The sequence below is a fragment of the Sphingomonas anseongensis genome, from assembly GCF_023516495.1.
Classification (GTDB): domain Bacteria; phylum Pseudomonadota; class Alphaproteobacteria; order Sphingomonadales; family Sphingomonadaceae; genus Sphingomicrobium; species Sphingomicrobium anseongensis.
On the sequence record NZ_JAMGBC010000001.1, the window covers coordinates 587,107 to 603,150 of the forward strand.

Below are 16,044 nucleotides of genomic sequence, written 5' to 3' on the forward strand. Positions count from 1 at the left end.
TCAGGGTTTCGCTCCCGGCTTGCGCTTCGGAGCTGGCTTGGGGGCCGTGCCGCCGAGCGTCGCCTCCAGCACCGCGAGACGGGTCTTGAGAGCTTCATTCTCGTCGCGGGCCTTCGCGGCCATGGCTTTCACCGCCTCGAACTCGTCGCGGGAGACGAAATCCATTCCGCCAACCCACTCGCGCATCTTTTCGCGAGCGGAGGCTTCAGCCTCGCGTCCCATGCCGGCCATCGTCCCGGCGAAGCCGTTCACCATCTTCACGAAATCGTCGAACATGCGATTTTCGGATTGCATGACGTCACCCCTTTCGGCCGGGAAATAGTGAGTGGGCGTCCGTTCCGCCACCCCGCGGGGGCCGACTATCCCCAACTTGCTGCGATGGCCGGAATTAGATCCCGAGCAGCGACGCCCCCGAACCGGGGTTGAGCTGGTTGATAGTCGCGTTGAGCGTGGCCGCGAAAACCAGCCAGGCGAGATAGGGGATCATCAACAGACCGGCTGCGGCCCGAATCCGCCAGAATTGCCCGGCCGCAGCGGCTGCGAGCGCAGCCATCGCGAAGATGACCGTATTGGCGAGCACGATGTCGTGCCCCGCGAAAAAGATCGGCGACCAGGCCAAATTGAGCGCCAACTGCAGGAAAAAGAGGATCAGCGCTATCTTGCGCCGGCCGGACGGCGGTTCGGCAAGCACCATCGCCAGCGCCATCCCGATCAATGCATAGAGGACGGGCCAAACGACGCCGAAGGCCCAGCCGGGCGGCATGAAGCTCGGCTTCACCAGCGAGTCGAACCATTGATTGCCGTAGCCGCTGTTGGACAACCAGCCGCTCAAGCCGCCGAGCGCCTCGATGGCAATCACAGTGACGATGGCGATCTTCCACCAGCTCGCACTCTTCAGGTCCTCAGCCATTCTTGATTGCCCCCAGCAGGAATTCGACATTGCCTTCGGGCCCCGTGATCGGACTCCGCGCTATGCCGACAACGCTCCAGCCCTGACTTCTTACCCACGTCACTGCCTCGGCGCAGACGCGTTCGTGGATTTGCGGATCGCGGACCACTCCGCCCTTGCCCACCTCCTCCCGTCCAGCTTCGAATTGCGGCTTCACCAGGGCCACTAGTTTAGCTCCACATCGGGCGAAGTTAAGTGCCGATTTCAGTACTTTAGACAAGGAAATAAAGCTTGCATCGCAAGTGATGATATCGACCGGTTCCGGGATGATCGATGCGTCCAGGCTGCGCGCATTGGTCTGCTCGTGAACGATCACCCGCGGATCCTGGCGGAGCTTCCAGGCGAGCTGGTTGGTGCCGACATCCACCGCATAGACCTTTGCCGCTCCTCGCGAGAGCAGCACGTCGGTAAATCCGCCGGTGGAGCTTCCCACATCGAGCGCGACCCCGCCGGTGACGTCAAATCCGAATACATCGAGCCCGTGCGCGAGCTTGATCCCGCCCCGCGAGACCCAGGGATGGTCCTTGCCGCGCACTTCCAGCGGAGCGTCCCCGGCAAGCATTTCGCCCGCCTTGGCCAGCTTCTTCTCGCCCGAGAAGACCGCGCCAGCCATGATCAGCGCCTGAGCCCTGGTTCGGCTCTCAGCCAGCCCCCGGCTCACCAGCAGCTGGTCTGCGCGGACCTTGGCTACGCCCGAACCTCCTCGATGCCTGCGCTGTTGCTGCGCAGCGCCTTGAGCACCGTCTCGACGATCTGCGGCGCGTTGAGGCCGGCTTCGTCGTACTGCTTCTCGGGCTTGTCCTGGTCGATGAAGCGGTCGGGCAATCGCATCGTGCGGATCTTCAGCCCGCCGTCGAGCAAACCCTCGTCGCTAGCCATGGTCAGCACGTGGGCGCCGATCCCGCCGATCGACGCTTCCTCGATGGTCACGGCGACCTCGTGGGTGGTGAGAAGCTTGCGGATCAACGCCTCGTCGAGGGGCTTTGCGAAGCGAAGGTCGGCGACGGTCGTCGACAGGCCCTTGGCCTCGAGCTGCTCGGCGGCCTTTTCAGCCTCCTCAAGCCTCGTACCGAGCGACAGGATTGCGACCTTGGTTCCCTGGCGGACGATCCGGCCCTTGCCGATCTCCAGCGCCTGCGGGACTTGCGGAAGCTCGATGCCCCTGCCCTCGCCGCGGGGATAGCGAACCGCGATCGGGCCGCTGTTGTGCACGGCCATGGTGTGGACCATGTTGACCAGCTCGGCTTCGTCGGCCGCAGCCATCACGACGAAGTTGGGCAGAGTGCACAGATAGGCGAGGTCGAACGAGCCCGCGTGCGTTGCTCCATCAGCTCCGACCAGCCCGGCGCGGTCCATAGCGAAGCGCACGGGCAGGTTCTGAATGGCGACGTCGTGCACAACCTGGTCGTAGGCGCGCTGGAGGAAGGTCGAATAGATCGCGCAGAAAGGCCGGTAGCCTTCGGCGGCGAGCCCCGCAGCGAAGGTCACGGCATGCTGTTCGGCGATCCCGACGTCGAACGTCCGGTCGGGGAATTTTTCCTGGACCTTGTCGAGACCAGTGCCCGAGGGCATCGCCGCGGTGATCGCAACGACCTTCTCGTCGCGCTCCATTTCGGCGAGCATCGCCTTGGCGAACACGCCCGTATAGCTCGGCGCCCCGGCCGCGGCCTTCGCCTGCACGCCCGACACCACGTCGAACTTCACGACCCCGTGATATTTATCGGCGGCGTTCTCCGCCGGAGCGTAGCCCTTGCCCTTGTTGGTGACGACGTGGACCAGCATCGGCCCTTCCTCGGCGTCGCGGACGTTCTCCAGCACCTCGACGAGGGCGTTGACGTCATGACCGTCGATCGGGCCGACATAGTAGAAGCCGAGCTCGTCGAAGAGCGTGCCGCCGGTGAACATGCCGCGTGCATATTGCTCCATGCGATGGGCGGCGACGTGGAGCGGCTCGGGCATCGCGCGAGCCAGCTTCTGCGCCAGCCGGCGCGGAGCCAGATACTTGCCCGAGCTGACCAGCCGGGCGAGCGCGTTACGAAGGCTCCCGACCGGCGGGGCAATCGACATGTCGTTGTCGTTGAGGATGACGATCAGGCGGTTTCCGGCCGCCGCGGCGTTGTTCATCGCCTCATAGGCCATTCCGGCGCTCATCGCGCCGTCGCCGATCACCGCGATTCCGTGGTGCGGGTCACCAGAAAGCTTGTTGGCGATTGCAAACCCAAGTGCCGCGGAGATCGACGTGGAGCTATGGGCGGCACCGAACGCGTCATATTCGCTCTCGGTGCGCTTGGTGAATCCGGACAGCCCGCCGCCCTGGCGAAGAGTGCGGATTCGGTCCCTCCGCCCAGTGACGATCTTGTGCGGATAGGCCTGGTGGCCGACGTCCCACACCAGCTTGTCGAGCGGCGTTTCGAAGACATAGTGGATTGCGACGGTCAGCTCGACGACGCCGAGCCCTGCACCCAGGTGTCCCCCGGTCACCGAAACGGCCGAGATCGTCTCCTGCCTAAGCTCCTCGGCAAGCTGGACGAGTTGCGACCGGTCGAGCGCGCGGATGTCCGCAGGCACGGTGACGGTATCGAGAAGCGGTGTCTTCGGGCGGTCCGACATTGGCGGCGACTTATCCTCAAGCTGTCGCCGTGTCACCCAAGCGTGACGGCGCGGTGACGATTTCAGCGAATGCTCAGACTTTGCTCAGCTATTTGCTGTCCGAGCAGTCCCCGCAGGTGCCGCGCACCTCGATGACGGGCCGCCTGGCTGCGAAGCCCGCATTGGCGGCCGCATCGCGAATGCCTCCGGACAGCTTGTCGTCGTCAATGTGCACCGCCTGCCCGCAATTGTCGCAAATCAGGAAAATGCAATCGTGGAGGCAGTCGGGGTGTTGGTTGGCGATATAGGCGTTGGCGCTTTCGACCCGCCGCGCCAAGTTGGCCCCCACAAACAAGTCGAGGATCCGGTAGACGCTATTTGCCGCGACGCGGCGGTCCTGAGACTTCGAGACCGCTTCAGCAATGTCGTACGCGCTCGCCGGCCGATCGAAGCTCGACAGAGCGTCGAACACGGCGGAGCGCATGTCTGTCCACTGCTCGCCCTTGGCCTGCAGCCGGTCGCGCGCGGCCTTGCGCAGCGATTCGCCTTCGTGGACCTGATGATCGTGGGAGCGCATTTTCAGTTGTTCAAATTACGCCCGCTGGCGGGACGGAGCAAGCGCGCTTACTCGGCAGCCATGAAGTTGAGCCGGTGGCCGAGTGCAAGGATGCCGACGCCCACCATCGTGAAGAGAGGCTCGTTTCCCCCCTCGTGAAGCGTCAGCGCGCCAGCCATGACTCCTAGGCCCAAGGCGCCGACTGCCGTGGGAAGGACGAATCCGTGCTCCATCGCACCGCGGCCGAGAGCGATCGTCCCCAGGATCATGGCCAAGCTCAGACCGACTTCGTGGATAATGGGTTGACCGAGGAAGCCGCCGGCGCTTGCAAGCAAACCGAGCATGATTGCCGTGGCTAGGCAATGCACGAGGCACAGGCCCGAAAGGCCCATCGCCACATGGTCGATGCGTGAGTTCGGAACGGTCAGCTGGCCCATTGCGAGTATCCATGTAGTTCAAGGCCCGAGAAGTTACAACATATCACGTGAGCTTTCGGTCCGTAGAATGTCCCGGTCGACCTCGGCGCTGGCGTCGGCTAGCAGTCGCGCCGATGCCTACAGCCACCGCAAACCCGAAACCCTACGCCCTCGCAAACCTGTTGCTGTTCACCGCGGGGCTCGTCTTCGCGATGGTCGTCATCGGCGGGATCACCAGACTGACGGAAAGCGGCCTTTCGATCACCGAATGGAAGCCGATCGTCGGAGCGATTCCGCCGCTTTCGCACCAGGACTGGGTCCACGCCTTCGATCTTTACAAACAGACCCCGCAATATCGCGAGGTGGCGGGACCGGCGGGAATGGACCTTGCCGGCTTCAAGTTCATCTTCCTGTGGGAATGGGTTCACCGGTTTCTTGGCCGTGTCATCGGCCTGGTCTTCTTCGGCGCAATCGCCTGGTTCGCCTGGAAGCGAGCAATCCCGAAGGGCTTCACCTGGCGCCTGATTGCGCTGTTCGTGCTGGGCGGACTTCAGGGCGCGGTTGGGTGGCTGATGGTCATGTCGGGGTTGGAGGGACGGACCGAGGTCAGTCCGTACCGCCTCTCAGCGCACCTGCTATTTGCGCTTTTCCTGATGGGCGCGCTGATCTGGACGGCGCTCGATCTGCGCTCGGTCGGCAGGAACCGTGACGCACGTCCGGCGAAGCTCACCGCCGCATCGATCGTCACGCTAGCCATCCTGTTCGTCCAACTCCTGCTGGGCGCATGGGTCGCGGGCTTCCGCGCGGGCTACGTCTCCAACAGCTGGCCGTTGATGAACGACCGCTTCTTCCCGGAGGGCGTGGACTGGTCGAACGGTGCCGGCTTCGCGTTGACCCACGATCCGTTCCTCCTCCATTTTCTTCACCGCTGGTGGGCGTGGGCCGTCGTTGCGACGCTAGTCGTTTTCGCCCGAAAGGTCCGGCGCGCCGGCTCGCGTTCGGCCTCCATCGCGATCCACAGCGCATTTGGGACTCAGATCATCCTCGGAATCGCCACGGTGACAACCGGGATCGCCCTGTCCGTGGCCGTCCTCCATCAGGCAGTAGGCGCCCTGGTGCTCGCTTCTACCGTGTGGGGTGCGCATGTCGTGGGACAGAAGAGATGACGATCCTGTCGGTCTACGCAATCTTCGCAAGCGAAGATGAGGCCGAGCGGATCGGCCGAACCGTCATCGAAGAGAAGCTCGCCGCTTGCGTCAACATCCTGGGTCCCTGCCGGTCCATCTATCGCTGGAAGGGCGCGATCGAGACTGCCGAGGAAGTGGCGGCAATCCTGAAGACCGACGGCAGCAAGGTGCGCGGCCTCATCGAGCGGGTCGCCGCGCTCCACAGCTACGACACTCCGTGCATTACGGCCTGGCCTGTAGAAGCCGTCCTTCCGCGCTATGCAGACTGGGTCGGAGAGTCGCTTTCTCGCATCCCGCGCTAAGGCCGGTTCGGCGGCGCTCTTGCCTGCGGGATCAGAGCTGGCGCCGGTGAAGCTGCAGATATCCCGGATCGAAATCGGCGACTGCCTCCAGCCGCTCCAAGTCGAGGATGGTTAGCCGCCTGTTCGCGGTCTCGACCAGGCCCATCCGCCGAAGCTCCTGGAGGGTCCGGTTCACATGGACAACGGTCAGGCCGAGGCATTCTGCGAGCTCGCGCTGCGTCAGCGGAAATTCGAACGAAGCGCCGTTCGTGCGTCCGATGATCGCGAGCCGCGCTCTCAGCTCGCAGAACAGGTGTGCCATCCGCGAAAGCGCCGACCTCTGGCCGAGCGACAGGGCCATCTCGCGAGTTACCGCAGCGTCGATGTTGGTCGAAAGCCAATAGACCCGCGTCAGGTGCGGGTGCGCATTGGTGAGCTCCGTGAGCCGCTCGTGCGGAACGAAGCCGATGATCGTTTCCGTGACCGTGATGATGTCGTGATCGAGCTGCTTGAGGGTGAAGCCGTGGAGATCGGCAAAGTCGCCCGGGAGGTGGATCTCGAGAACCTGCCGCTCGCCGGTAGGAAGATCCTTCGACCGGAACAGCCAGCCGTCGAGCGCCAGCATGCTCACCTGGAGCTGCTGGCCGGTGCGGACCAGCACTGTGTCGGGAGCGAACCGCTTCGTTTCCGACACGAGCCCCCGAATGACCCGCTCCTCGTCCGGGCTGATCGACGTTCGAAGCCTCAGTTTCTTGAGATGGGCGGTGATCATCGTTCAGCCCCAACGCAGACGCACGAGCAGAGGTGGAAGCGTAAATTACACCCCCGTCACGTTTGCAAGAACTATATGTTTTTGAAAGCCAAACCGTCGGTTTCGATAACGCAGGTGAATCAGTTTCTTTCGGCCGAGAGTGTATCCAGCGCCCGTGGGGGAGTAGACTTTGCCATCGTACAGGCACTACCGACTTGATGGAGCGGGAAACATCAGCGAGGCCGAGTGGATCGAGGCCGCTGACGATGACGATGTCGTTCGCCAGGTGCGCGAGCGAAAGCTTCCCGTCGGCTCCGAGATCTGGGACCGCAACCGCCGCGTTGCCAAGATCGAAGCGCAAGGCAAATAGCACTCGGTAGTATTTTACCCGTCGAGAAACCCTCGGCTTTGCTTGACTTTTCCGCCCTCTCCCGCAAATAGCGCGACCGACGGCGGCGCACTTTGGCGTCGCCTTTCGTATTTCAACGAAAGGATCATCGCCATGAAGGCGCTGATGAAAACGACCAAGTCGGCAAAGCCGGCTGAGGTCGACAAGAAATGGCACCTGATCGACGCCGACGGACTGGTCGTCGGCCGCGTCGCCTCGATCATCGCGAACATCCTTCGCGGCAAGCACAAGCCGAGCTTCACGCCTCACGTTGATTGCGGCGACCACGTCGTGGTTATCAACGCCGACAAGGTGAAGTTCACCGGCCGCAAGCTCGAGCAGAAGATCTACTACAAGCACACCGGCTACCCCGGTGGCTTGAAGGAAGTCACCGCGGGCAAGATCCTCGAGGGGCGCTTTCCGGAGCGAGTTCTCGAGAAGGCCGTCGAGCGGATGATTCCGCGCGGGCCCCTGGGGCGCGACCAGATGCGTGCCCTTCACCTCTACAACGGCACCGAGCATCCCCATGCTGGCCAAAACCCGCAGGTCCTCGACGTCGCGTCGATGAACCGCAAGAACAAGGTGGGCGCATAAGATGGCCGACAAGAAGAGCCTTTCCGATCTCGCCGAGCTGACCAAGGAAGAGGCGGCCGTCGCCGCTGTCGAGGCTCCGGCTGAGGACACCGCCGAAGCCGCTCCTCCTCCGCCCCCGGTCGAGGCAGCGCCGATCCGCGAGCAGCAGCTCGACAAGCAGGGTCGCGCTTACGCAACGGGCCGCCGCAAGGATGCAATCGCCAGGGTCTGGCTGAAGCCCGGCTCCGGCAAGATCCTCGTCAACGGCCGCGAGCAGGAAGTCTATTTTGCCCGCCCGTCGCTTCGACTGGTGATCAACCAGCCGTTCGACATCGCCGATCGCCGCGGCCAGTATGACGTCGTCGCGACGGTCAAGGGCGGCGGCCTGTCCGGCCAGGCGGGTGCAGTGAAGCACGGCATCAGCCAGGCGCTGACCCGCTTCGAGCCGGCACTTCGCACGGTCGTCAAGCAGGCCGGTTTCCTCACCCGCGACCCGCGCGTCGTCGAGCGCAAGAAGTACGGCCGCGCCAAGGCACGCCGAAGCTTCCAGTTCTCGAAGCGCTAAGGTCTATCTCCCCCTGCAAAATGCAGGGAGAGCGTCCAGCCCGAAGGTCCGCTGGCTACAGCGTGTCGAGCCCGGCCTTCGGGAAGTTCGCTCGAGCAACGGCAACCACGTCGGCCAGGAAGTCGACTTGCGCCTCGTCAAAGGTTCCAGGTGCGATCGCCAGTGCATCGTGGCGGTCGTGGATCAGGCGGTATCCGGCGTCGACCAGCCGGTCGCGTAGCCTGGCGCTTCGCTCCGCCGACAGGTGGCAGTGCTCGAACAGGATCACGCTCGGCTTGCGCTCCTCTATCGAGAGGCTTTCCAGCACGATGTCGTCCGTTCCTTCGGTATCGACAGCGACCACGGCCGGACTGCTGACTCCATATTCCTCACAGACGGCATCCAGAGTCCTGGTTTTCACCTCCAGTGTTCGGACCATCCCACGCAGATCCTCGTATTTCGGCGCGTGCGAGAGGATGGTGTCCAGCGAGAAGCTGGATAGCCCGTCGTCGCCTTCGACGAAGTAGAAAGGCAGCGTCCCTTCCGACGTGGAAATGGCGACGGGCGCGAATTGCAGGCCTTCGACCCCGCGATAGTTTTCGCGCAACCGCGCAAAGGGCACGGGAGCCGGCTCGACCAGGACACCGGTCCAGGCTCCGCTCTTCACGAACGAATGGATATGGTCGGCGCTAATCCCGTCGTTCGCACCGACCTGGACGAACGGGACCGTCCCCAGCTGGTTCGTCAGCAGCTCAAGGACGCGCTGGACGACACGCCCGAAGATGGCCTTCGTATTGTACGGTTCCTCGAGGCAAAACACTGATTCCGAGAAGCTGGCGATGCCGCGCCAGACGCCGTCCACCATGCCGCGCGCGGACTTCGTGTTGGCATTTGTGGGACGCACAGGAGACATGACGCGGCCATTTGCCCGACGCGACTGAGGGCCGCAACCTACGGGTGGCAGTTGCGCGCCGAGGAAGATGGCTTAGGCTCACCGCTCGAGGGGAGAATTCATGCGCCGTCTGATCCTGCTTCTGTACGCGGTCCTGCTCGCCGCACCCGCGGCCGCGGAAACACTCCTGCTCAGGCCCTCTCAGGTCTTCGATGGCGTCAACCCGCATCCGCATCCGGGCTGGACGGTGGTGGTCGAAGGCGACCGGATCGCGGCGGCCGGCCCGAACCTCGCCGCCCCTGCCGGCGCCAAAGTGATCGATCTTCCCGGAACGACCCTGATGCCGGGAATGATCGAGGGTCACTCCCACCTCTTCCTTCACCCTTACAACGAGACCTTGTGGGACGATCAGGTGCTTCACGAGCCGCTCGCGCTGCGCACAGCCCGCGCCGTCGTCCACGCCGAAAAGACGCTCGAAGCCGGGTTCACGACGGAGCGCGATCTCGGCACCGAAGGCTCGGGCTTTGCGGACGTCGGGCTGGAGCGGGCGATCGATGAAGGAATTGTCCCCGGCCCGCGTCTGATGGTCGCAACCAGGGCGATCGTCGCCCGCGGCGCCTACGGCCCCAAGGGTTTTGAGCCTGGAATCTTGATCCCTCAGGGCGCGCAGGAGGTTGCGGGAGTCGACGAGATCGTCCGGGCGGTGCGCGACCAGATTGCGGGCGGCGCCGACCTCATCAAATTCTACGCCGACTATCACTGGGGCAAGGCCGAGCCGAGCCGCCCCACCCTGTCCCAAGCCGAACTAAACGCCGGTGTCGCTTCCGCTCACGACGCCGGACGTCTCGTCGCAGTCCACGCGGCGACAGCCGAGGGCATGCGCCGAGCGGTGCTCGCGGGCGCAGACACGATCGAGCACGGCTATGGCGGCACTGCGGACGTGTTCCGCCTGATGGCGCAGCGGGGAACCGCGCTCTGCCCGACGCTCGGAGCCTCGGAAGCCTATGCGCGATACTTCCAGAACTGGAACGGCCAGGAGCCCGCGCCGGAGAGCGTTCAGGAGAACCGCCGCTCCTTCCAGCTGGCGATGAAGGCTGGCGTGCCCATCTGCATGGGTGGCGATGTCGGAGTGTTCACTCACGGCAAGAATTGGCTCGAGATGGAGGCGATGCAGCGCGCGGGCATGAGCCCCGCTGAAGTTCTAATTTCCGCCACCTCTCGCAACGCGAAGATCCTTCATCTCACGGACCGCGGAGCGATCAGGCCCGGGCTCCTAGCGGACCTCGTCGCCGTGGAGGGCGATCCCACCCGCGATGTATCCGCCGTGGAGCATGTGCGGATGGTGATGAAGGGCGGCGCTATCGTCCGCGGTCCGTGACGAGCCAGATTGCAATCCGCGTCACTCCGCGCTCGTCGAAGCCGGGAATCGGCGGCTGGCGCGCCGCGGCGGATGGCCGCGCCGAGCTTGAAGTGCGGGTCGCCGAAGCGCCCGCCGACGGAGCCGCGAACGAGGCGGTTGTTAAGCTCGTCGCCAAGGCGCTCGGGCTCAGCCGTTCGGAAGTTTCGATTACCGCAGGCTCAGCGAGTCGCCACAAGCGCCTGTCGGTGCCATTGGAGGCCCAACAAGTGCGGGAGCGGCTCGGGGGCGAGCGAAGAAAGGACTGACGATGATCGCAATCCAGAAGCGGCGCCTCGGCAAGGACGGGCCGGAAGTCTCTGCAATCGGCCTCGGCTGCATGGGCATGAGCGAGTTCTACGGAAGCGGCGACGAGCAGGAATCCATCGCCACCATCCACCACGCGCTCGACCGCGGAGTCACCTTTCTCGACACCGCCGATATGTACGGCCCGTTCAAGAACGAGGAACTCGTCGGTCGGGCGATCCGCGACCGGCGGGACGAAGTGTTCCTGGCGACCAAGTTCGGGAACGTGCGCGGAGAGAAAGGCGAGTTCCTGGGCGTCCGCGGCGACCCGGAATATGTCGCCCAGGCCTGCGACGCGAGCCTTCGCCGCCTCGGGGTCGACGTCATCGACCTCTATTACCAGCACCGGGTCGACGTGAAGGTGCCGATCGAGGAAACCGTCGGCGCAATGGCGCGGCTGATTGAGGCCGGAAAGGTGCGCTTCCTCGGACTTAGCGAAGCCGCTCCGGAGACGATCCGCCGGGGCCATGCCACCCACCCGATCACCGCCGTCCAGACGGAGCTGTCACTGTGGAGCCGCGACGCGGAGGCAGGCGTGCTTCCGACCGTCCGCGAGCTCGGCATCGGCTATGTCGCTTATTCGCCTCTCGGCCGCGGGTTCCTCACCGGCCAGTTCAAGTCGCCCGACGATTTCCCGGAGGACGATTTCCGCAAATTCCATCCCCGCTTCACCGGCGAGAATTTCGCCAAGAACATCCAGCTCGTGCGCGAGGTGGAGGCGATGGCCGAGGAAAAAGGCTGCACGACCGCGCAGCTGGCGCTCGCCTGGGTGCTCGCCCAAGGCCAGGACATCGTCCCCATCCCGGGAACAAAGCACGTGAAGTATCTCGACCAGAACATCGGCGCGCTCGACGTGCAGCTGACGAGTGAGGACCTGAAACGGCCCGACGAGATTCTTCCGCCCGGAGCCGCCGCCGGCGAGCGCTACCATGCTCGCGGCATGGAGACGGTGAACCTTTAGGGTGGCTCGCCGGCGAAGGCCCGACACGACGCTCGTGACCGGCGGCCGCCGCAAGGAATGGCGAGGCCACCTGGTCAATCCGCCGGTCGATCGCGGGTCGACGATCCTGTTCGATACGGTCCAGGAGCTTCGAGCCTCCGGGCCTGGGCTCGGGAGATATTACTACGGCCTTCACGGCTGGCCGACGCAGTGGGCGCTCGCGGAGGCACTGACGGAGCTCGAGCCGGGAGCTGCCGGAACTGCACTCGCCGAAACGGGGCTGGCGGCGGTCACCGCCGCATTGATGGCCGTGCTGCACTCCGGTGACGAGCTGCTGATGGTCGACAGTGCCTATGGTCCAACCCGGCATTTCTGCGATGTTGTCCTGACCCGCCTCGGGATCGCCACCCGCTATTACGACCCACTCGCCACGGCCGAAGACCTCGAGGCGCTACTTGGTGACAACACCCGCGCGCTCTTCCTCGAAAGCCCGGGCTCCCAGACCTTTGAGGTCCAGGACGTACCCGGAATCTGCGCGATGGCCCGGCGGCGCAATGTCGTCAGCCTGCTCGACAACACCTGGGCGACCTCCCTGCTCTTCCCGGCCATCGCCCACGGAGTCGACATCTCGATCCAAGCACTGAGCAAATATGTCGGTGGCCATTCCGACCTTCTGCTCGGCTCGATCACCGCCAATTCGGAATATTACGATCGGGTGCAGCGCGCCGTCTGGGACTTCGGCCACGCCGCCGCTCCCGACGATGCCTGGCTGACTTCCCGCGGACTGAGAACTCTCGGCATCCGCCTGAAGCGCCACGAGGAAAGCGCCCTGACCGTCGCCCGTTGGCTGGACGAGCAGCCGCAAGTCGCCCGAATCCTCCACCCTGCGTTCGAAAGCTGCCCCGGCCACGAATATTGGAAGCGTGACTTCAAGGGCTCCGCGGGCCTTTTCTCCTTCGCCCTCAGCGGCGGCGATTCAGCGGCACGCGACCACCTGATCGACCGGCTCGAAATGTTCGGCATCGGCTACAGCTGGGGTGGGTTCGAAAGCCTGGTCACGCCCGCGGAGCCCATTCGCACAGCAAGCAGCCCCGACTGGGAAGGCCCCTTGGTCCGTCTTCAGATCGGCCTCGAGGACCCTGGGGACCTGATCGCGGACCTCGAACAGGCTCTCGGCGCCTATCCCTAGTCGAGCACCAGCGGCGTGTCGTCGGCCTTCTTCGAATTGCGCATCAGAAGGAGCAGCGGAAGCACCAGGAAGCTGATCCACATCATCAGCTTGAAGTCGTCGAGATAGGCGATGAACAAGGCCTGCCGGGTGATCTCGGCGTTGATGAAGGCGGTGACCGACACGGCCTGGTTGCCGAAGGTCTGGAGAACGTTCGGGTCGAGAGTCGGGATTTTGCTGTCGGTGATATGACTGGCCATGTCAGCGTGAGCGACCTGCGCCATTCGGGCGAGCTGGAAGCTCACGACCGAGATCCCGACCGACCCTCCGACGTTTCGAGCTAGGTTGAGAAGCGCCGCTCCGGTCGTGCGGTCCCTTGCCGGAAGCGTGGCGAAGGCAAGCGTCTGCAGCGGTACGAAGATGAGGCCGAGTCCGAGGCCCTGCACGACTCCGCTGACGATAACCGGCCGCGACGGCTGGTCGATCGCGAAGCCGGTCATCATCCACAGCGAGATGCCCATCAGGACGACCCCGACACCAACTAGGATCCTCGCGTCCATGCGGCTCGTTAGCCGGCCGGCAACTAGCATCGAGATCAGTGTCCCCACCCCGCGCGGCGCCGTCAGGAAGCCGGACTGGAGCACCGAATAGCCGTAGAGGTTCTGGAGAAGCGGCGGCAGCAGCGCGAGGCCCGCGAGCAGCAGGACTCCGGTGATCACCATGAACACCAAAGCGCTCGCGAAATTGCGGTCCGCGAACATCTCCCTGTCCCACAGCGGCTGCTTGGCGGTGATGGTGTGGACCAGGAACATCCAGAAGGCGGCCACGGCCAGCCCTGCCTCGATGATGATTTCCCAGCTGTCGAACCAGTCTTTCTGGTTCCCCCGGTCGAGAAACATCTGGAGAGACGCGAGGGCCACGGCGAGCAAAGTGAAACCGAACAGGTCGAATCGGCGCTTGCGGGTTTCCGTCGTCGGCATGAACGCCGTCATCAGGAAGAAGCAGATCACCCCGACCGGAAGGTTCACCAGGAACACCCACCGCCAGTTGTAGCTGTCGGTCAACCAACCTCCGAGCACCGGCCCTAGGATCGGACCGATCATGACGCCGCCTCCAAACAGCGCCATCGCCTGCCCGTGCTTTTCGCGCGGGTTGATGTCGAACAAGGTCGCCTGGGCCAGAGGAACGATGAAGGCGCCACTGACTCCCTGCACGGCCCGGAAAGCGACCATTTCCGGAAGCGAGGTCGCCATCGCGCACAAGGTAGAGGAAATGGTGAAGCCGATGACGGAAATAAGCAGCAGGCGCTTGCGGCCGACGCGGTCGGCGAGCCAGCCGCTCATCGGGAGAGCGATCGCGGACGCGATGATGTAGCTGGTGAGCACCCAGTTGATCTGTTCCTGAGTCGCGCCGAGGTCTGCGGACATGTGCGGGAGGGCGACGTTGGCGATCGTCGTGTCGAGCACCTGCAGAAGCACCGCAAGCATCACTCCGACGGTGACGATCAGCCGTTGCCCGGCCGGAAGCGGGTGAGTGGCGGTTTGAGCCGTCGCCATTCGCTCGTGCCTAGTCGGTGTCGACGGTCACGACTGCCGACAGGCCGGCGATCATCGGCTTTGACGGATGCCCGTCGAATGCAACGCGGACCGGAACGCGCTGGGTCACCTTCACCCAGTTGCCGTTAGCGTTTTGAGCCGGGAGCAGCGAGAATTCGCTACCGGTGCCAGCGCCGATGCTTTCCACGTGCGCCTTGAACTTCACTCCGGGATAGGCATCGATCTTCACGTTCACCGGCTGGCCCGGACGCATGTCGGTCAGCTGCTTCTCCTTGAAGTTGGCTTCGACCCAGGCGCCGTTGCTGTGCACGATCGACAGCGCTCCGACGCCGGAGACGATCTGCGTTCCGATCTGGAGCCGATCAGCGTTGGCGATCTCGCCGTCCATGGGGGCACGGACGGTGGTGCGCGACAGGTCCAGCCTGGCCTTGTCGACCGCCGCCTGCGCCTGCGCGATCGCAGGCTGCTGGCCCGGAGCGATCGCGGCGTGCGCATTGGCAGCACGAGCTCTCGCGTCTGCAAGGTCGGTCTCGGCGGTGCGCACCTCGTTGAGCGCATCCTCATAGTCCGCCCGCGTGGTGAAGCCCTGTTTCAGCAGAGTGCTCTGGCGGTTCAGCGCGTTGCGCTTGATCGCGAGGTTCGCCTGGGCACCGGTGATGTCGGCGCCGGTGCCGGCAGCCTGGGTGCGAAGCTCGTTGGTCTGCAGCTTCGCAGCCGCAAGTTGTGCCTGCGCCTGCTCGAGCGCGACCTGGAACGGGGCCGGATCGATCCGGAACAGCACGTCGCCCCGCTTCACCTGGTCGCCGTTCTTAACTTTGACCTCTACGACGGGTCCTGTGACCTGCGCCGTGACAGAGACGATGTCCGTCTTCACCTGCGCGTTGTCGGTGGACTCTGACCCGCCGCTGGCCAGCCACAGATACGCGAGGCCAAGCAGGAGCAGCAGCGGAACGACCAGCATGAGGATCGTCCGAGTGCGCGATCCCTTGAGCGCCTTGCGCTTGCGGGTAACCTTCACAACCTCCGTGGCGTCTTCCGGAGCCTCGCTCGTCGCTGCCGCGCGTTCAGCGACTTCTTTCTTCATTTCGTTCATGCTCGAATTGCCTTGGCGCGTTGCTCTCCGGCGCGGGCGACGTTGGCCCGTATAGCCGCAAGCTGGAATTGAAGGTCCTTGAGGTCCGTCTCCTCGATTCCGCCCATCGCCTCTTCCGCGAGATCATGTGCGAGGCCGCGAAGCTTCTTCACCAGCGGTTCCGCCTTTTGCGTCACCTCGACGCGCCAAGCCCGGCGGTCCGACGGATCCGGCTTGCGCTCGACGAGCCCCGCTTCTTCCAGCCTGTCGATAATCCGGCACAGGGTGATCGGCTCCATGTCCAGTCGCTCCGCAAGCTCGACCTGCCGCAGTCCCGGCTCGCGCTTCAGTCGGACCAGCACTCGCCACTGGGCGCGAGTGACTCCGAAGACGGCGGCGCGCTGGTCGATCGCTCGGCGAATGGCTCGAGCGGTCTCGTTGATGTCGAACAACAGATCTTCCATGGGCCGCCCATATAAT

20 protein-coding genes are annotated in these 16,044 nt (G+C 64.3%); 9 read left to right on the top strand and 11 right to left on the bottom strand.

Going from position 1 to position 16,044, the window contains the following annotated elements; translation table 11 throughout:
• The 6 genes from LZ519_RS02970 to LZ519_RS02995 all read right to left on the bottom strand — a co-directional run bounded on the left by LZ519_RS02970 (window position 1) and on the right by LZ519_RS02995 (window position 4,531).
• Window positions 1-294: an accessory factor UbiK family protein gene (locus tag LZ519_RS02970; protein WP_249867242.1), complete on the bottom strand. Its 294-nt coding sequence runs from the start codon at window positions 292-294 to the stop codon at window positions 1-3.
• Between the two features lie 94 nt (window positions 295-388).
• On the bottom strand, window positions 389-910 hold the full coding sequence (locus LZ519_RS02975) for a TspO/MBR family protein (RefSeq protein WP_348539374.1): 522 nt from the start codon (window positions 908-910) through the stop codon (window positions 389-391).
• On the bottom strand, window positions 903-1,616 hold the full coding sequence (locus tag LZ519_RS02980) for a TlyA family RNA methyltransferase (RefSeq protein WP_249868845.1): 714 nt from the start codon (window positions 1,614-1,616) through the stop codon (window positions 903-905). The genes LZ519_RS02975 and LZ519_RS02980 overlap by 8 nt, the downstream gene beginning before the upstream one ends.
• Window positions 1,617-1,636: 20 nt before the next feature.
• Window positions 1,637-3,559 (bottom strand): 1-deoxy-D-xylulose-5-phosphate synthase, encoded by a 1,923-nt coding sequence (gene dxs, locus LZ519_RS02985; RefSeq protein ID WP_249867244.1) that lies wholly within the window; start codon window positions 3,557-3,559, stop codon window positions 1,637-1,639.
• Between the two features lie 88 nt (window positions 3,560-3,647).
• Window positions 3,648-4,115, bottom strand: a complete 468-nt coding sequence (locus LZ519_RS02990; protein ID WP_249867245.1) for a Fur family transcriptional regulator — start codon at window positions 4,113-4,115, stop codon at window positions 3,648-3,650.
• Window positions 4,116-4,162: 47 nt separating this feature from the next.
• Entirely contained in the window at window positions 4,163-4,531 is a 369-nt protein-coding gene (locus tag LZ519_RS02995; protein WP_249867246.1) for a MerC domain-containing protein, read from the bottom strand.
• Between the two features lie 113 nt (window positions 4,532-4,644).
• Between LZ519_RS02995 and LZ519_RS03000 the strand changes: the two genes are divergently transcribed.
• Both LZ519_RS03000 and cutA read left to right on the top strand, forming a co-directional pair.
• On the top strand, window positions 4,645-5,676 hold the full coding sequence (locus LZ519_RS03000) for a COX15/CtaA family protein (protein ID WP_249867247.1): 1,032 nt from the start codon (window positions 4,645-4,647) through the stop codon (window positions 5,674-5,676).
• The gene (gene cutA / locus LZ519_RS03005; protein ID WP_249867248.1) at window positions 5,673-5,999 is read left to right on the top strand and encodes a divalent-cation tolerance protein CutA; all 327 of its coding nucleotides are present in this window, start codon (window positions 5,673-5,675) and stop codon (window positions 5,997-5,999) included. Before LZ519_RS03000 ends, cutA begins: the two co-directional genes overlap by 4 nt.
• A 31-nt stretch (window positions 6,000-6,030) precedes the next feature.
• Here the strand turns inward: cutA and LZ519_RS03010 are convergent, their stop codons facing one another.
• Window positions 6,031-6,750 carry a Crp/Fnr family transcriptional regulator gene (locus LZ519_RS03010; protein ID WP_249867249.1) on the bottom strand — a complete coding sequence of 240 codons (720 nt, stop codon included), beginning with the start codon at window positions 6,748-6,750 and terminating at the stop codon, window positions 6,031-6,033.
• Window positions 6,751-6,919: 169 nt separating this feature from the next.
• Between LZ519_RS03010 and LZ519_RS03015 the strand changes: the two genes are divergently transcribed.
• From LZ519_RS03015 to rpsI, 3 genes are all read left to right on the top strand, one after another.
• The gene (locus LZ519_RS03015; protein ID WP_249867250.1) at window positions 6,920-7,099 is read left to right on the top strand and encodes a hypothetical protein; all 180 of its coding nucleotides are present in this window, start codon (window positions 6,920-6,922) and stop codon (window positions 7,097-7,099) included.
• A 132-nt stretch (window positions 7,100-7,231) separates the two neighbouring features.
• Window positions 7,232-7,711, top strand: coding sequence for a 50S ribosomal protein L13 (gene rplM / locus LZ519_RS03020; RefSeq protein WP_249867251.1), 480 nt, complete (start codon window positions 7,232-7,234; stop codon window positions 7,709-7,711).
• Between the two features lies 1 nt (window position 7,712).
• Window positions 7,713-8,255: a 30S ribosomal protein S9 gene (gene rpsI, locus LZ519_RS03025; protein ID WP_249867252.1), complete on the top strand. Its 543-nt coding sequence runs from the start codon at window positions 7,713-7,715 to the stop codon at window positions 8,253-8,255.
• 55 nt (window positions 8,256-8,310) lie between these two features.
• Here rpsI and LZ519_RS03030 read toward each other — a convergent pair whose 3' ends face one another.
• On the bottom strand, window positions 8,311-9,099 hold the full coding sequence (locus LZ519_RS03030; protein WP_249867253.1) for an FkbM family methyltransferase: 789 nt from the start codon (window positions 9,097-9,099) through the stop codon (window positions 8,311-8,313).
• A gap of 148 nt (window positions 9,100-9,247) precedes the next feature.
• Here LZ519_RS03030 and LZ519_RS03035 point away from each other — a divergent pair, with 148 nt between their 5' ends.
• The 4 genes from LZ519_RS03035 to metC are packed head-to-tail and all read left to right on the top strand — an operon-like array spanning window position 9,248 to window position 12,957.
• Window positions 9,248-10,504 carry a metal-dependent hydrolase family protein gene (locus LZ519_RS03035; protein WP_249867254.1) on the top strand — a complete coding sequence of 419 codons (1,257 nt, stop codon included), beginning with the start codon at window positions 9,248-9,250 and terminating at the stop codon, window positions 10,502-10,504.
• A complete protein-coding gene (locus tag LZ519_RS03040; protein ID WP_249867255.1) occupies window positions 10,501-10,791 on the top strand; it encodes a DUF167 domain-containing protein in 291 nt (96 codons plus the stop codon). Before LZ519_RS03035 ends, LZ519_RS03040 begins: the two co-directional genes overlap by 4 nt.
• A gap of 11 nt (window positions 10,792-10,802) precedes the next feature.
• Window positions 10,803-11,789 (top strand): aldo/keto reductase, encoded by a 987-nt coding sequence (locus tag LZ519_RS03045; RefSeq protein WP_249868846.1) that lies wholly within the window; start codon window positions 10,803-10,805, stop codon window positions 11,787-11,789.
• A 1-nt stretch (window position 11,790) separates the two neighbouring features.
• Window positions 11,791-12,957, top strand: coding sequence for a cystathionine beta-lyase (gene metC / locus LZ519_RS03050; RefSeq protein ID WP_249867256.1), 1,167 nt, complete (start codon window positions 11,791-11,793; stop codon window positions 12,955-12,957).
• Here the strand turns inward: metC and LZ519_RS03055 are convergent.
• Genes LZ519_RS03055 through LZ519_RS03065 form a run of 3 tightly spaced genes read right to left on the bottom strand, consistent with a single transcriptional unit; the run spans window position 12,954 to window position 16,028 of the window.
• Window positions 12,954-14,492 carry a DHA2 family efflux MFS transporter permease subunit gene (locus LZ519_RS03055; RefSeq protein ID WP_249867257.1) on the bottom strand — a complete coding sequence of 513 codons (1,539 nt, stop codon included), beginning with the start codon at window positions 14,490-14,492 and terminating at the stop codon, window positions 12,954-12,956. The genes metC and LZ519_RS03055 overlap by 4 nt on opposite strands.
• A gap of 10 nt (window positions 14,493-14,502) precedes the next feature.
• Window positions 14,503-15,585 (bottom strand): HlyD family secretion protein, encoded by a 1,083-nt coding sequence (locus LZ519_RS03060; RefSeq protein WP_249867258.1) that lies wholly within the window; start codon window positions 15,583-15,585, stop codon window positions 14,503-14,505.
• The gene (locus tag LZ519_RS03065; RefSeq protein WP_249867259.1) at window positions 15,582-16,028 is read right to left on the bottom strand and encodes a MarR family winged helix-turn-helix transcriptional regulator; all 447 of its coding nucleotides are present in this window, start codon (window positions 16,026-16,028) and stop codon (window positions 15,582-15,584) included. Before LZ519_RS03065 ends, LZ519_RS03060 begins: the two co-directional genes overlap by 4 nt.
• Between the last annotated feature and the right edge of the window lie 16 nt (window positions 16,029-16,044).

Coding starts and splice junctions, on each gene's coding strand:
- LZ519_RS02970 (WP_249867242.1), bottom strand. CDS start 294: ATGCAATCCGAAAATCGCATGTTCGACGATTTCGTGAAGATGGTGAAC.
- LZ519_RS02975 (WP_348539374.1), bottom strand. CDS start 910: ATGGCTGAGGACCTGAAGAGTGCGAGCTGGTGGAAGATCGCCATCGTC.
- dxs (WP_249867244.1), bottom strand. CDS start 3,559: ATGTCGGACCGCCCGAAGACACCGCTTCTCGATACCGTCACCGTGCCT.
- LZ519_RS02990 (WP_249867245.1), bottom strand. CDS start 4,115: ATGCGCTCCCACGATCATCAGGTCCACGAAGGCGAATCGCTGCGCAAG.
- LZ519_RS02995 (WP_249867246.1), bottom strand. CDS start 4,531: ATGGGCCAGCTGACCGTTCCGAACTCACGCATCGACCATGTGGCGATG.
- LZ519_RS03000 (WP_249867247.1), top strand. CDS start 4,645: ATGCCTACAGCCACCGCAAACCCGAAACCCTACGCCCTCGCAAACCTG.
- cutA (WP_249867248.1), top strand. CDS start 5,673: ATGACGATCCTGTCGGTCTACGCAATCTTCGCAAGCGAAGATGAGGCC.
- LZ519_RS03010 (WP_249867249.1), bottom strand. CDS start 6,750: ATGATCACCGCCCATCTCAAGAAACTGAGGCTTCGAACGTCGATCAGC.
- rplM (WP_249867251.1), top strand. CDS start 7,232: ATGAAGGCGCTGATGAAAACGACCAAGTCGGCAAAGCCGGCTGAGGTC.
- rpsI (WP_249867252.1), top strand. CDS start 7,713: ATGGCCGACAAGAAGAGCCTTTCCGATCTCGCCGAGCTGACCAAGGAA.
- LZ519_RS03030 (WP_249867253.1), bottom strand. CDS start 9,099: ATGGTGGACGGCGTCTGGCGCGGCATCGCCAGCTTCTCGGAATCAGTG.
- LZ519_RS03035 (WP_249867254.1), top strand. CDS start 9,248: ATGCGCCGTCTGATCCTGCTTCTGTACGCGGTCCTGCTCGCCGCACCC.
- LZ519_RS03055 (WP_249867257.1), bottom strand. CDS start 14,492: ATGGCGACGGCTCAAACCGCCACTCACCCGCTTCCGGCCGGGCAACGG.
- LZ519_RS03060 (WP_249867258.1), bottom strand. CDS start 15,585: ATGAACGAAATGAAGAAAGAAGTCGCTGAACGCGCGGCAGCGACGAGC.
- LZ519_RS03065 (WP_249867259.1), bottom strand. CDS start 16,028: ATGGAAGATCTGTTGTTCGACATCAACGAGACCGCTCGAGCCATTCGC.